The 705-nt window shown below is 56.2% G+C and carries 1 protein-coding gene; it reads right to left on the minus strand.

Annotation, left to right across the window (positions count from 1 at the left end; translation table 11 throughout):
- Positions 1-43: 43 nt before the first annotated feature.
- A complete protein-coding gene (locus NKJ37_RS31965) occupies positions 44-703 on the minus strand; it encodes a winged helix-turn-helix domain-containing protein (protein WP_023734848.1) in 660 nt (219 codons plus the stop codon).
- Positions 704-705: the final 2 nt, after the last annotated feature.

The following is a 705-nucleotide window of genomic DNA, read 5'->3' on the forward strand; positions in this document are numbered from 1 at the left end:
GCTTGATCAGCCTCGTCACCCCAATCTCCAGCATAGCTCACTGTCACGCGGCCAACGTGCCTCCGTAGCTAACATCTACGTCAGCGTTGAAGAAGTAGCCTGCGCCACGGGATGTTTTGACCAGGCGAGGGTTGGCCGCATCAGCCTCCAGCTTTCGGCGCAAGCGCATGATTAGGACATCGATACTTCGATCGTACACCTCTTCTCCACGCACACGGCTCGCGAGCAAAAGCCGTTCTCTGGATAGCACGTTGCGGGGGTTCTCCAGAAATGCGATCAAGAGATTGAACTCACATGCGGTAAGCTTGACCTCGCCACGCTCCGCACAGATCAGTCGCCGCTGCTTCACGCTGAGCTTCCAGGCCCCAAAGCGAAATGAGCGCTGCTCTCTGGTTCGCGGACTAGAAATGCGCTGGCGTAGCGCTACTCGAATGCGGGCCAAGAATTCGCGCATCCCGAAAGGCTTGGGAATGAAATCGGTTGCGCCGAGCTCCAGTGCAACCACTTTTTCCGCCTCATCAAGCCGGTCGCCGCTGATCACTATGATAGGAACATCCGATTTTGTCGCCAGATTGCGGACGATCGCAAGTCCATCCTCCCGGCCTAGGTTAAGGTCAACAACCACGAGATCGACTGGCTCACGTGAAAGAACATAGTCAAACTGCTTGCTATCGTGGACTGCGGTTACCTTCAGGGCATGCATCG

It is taken from the genome of Mesorhizobium sp. M0140, assembly GCF_040322475.1.
GTDB lineage: Bacteria > Pseudomonadota > Alphaproteobacteria > Rhizobiales > Rhizobiaceae > Mesorhizobium.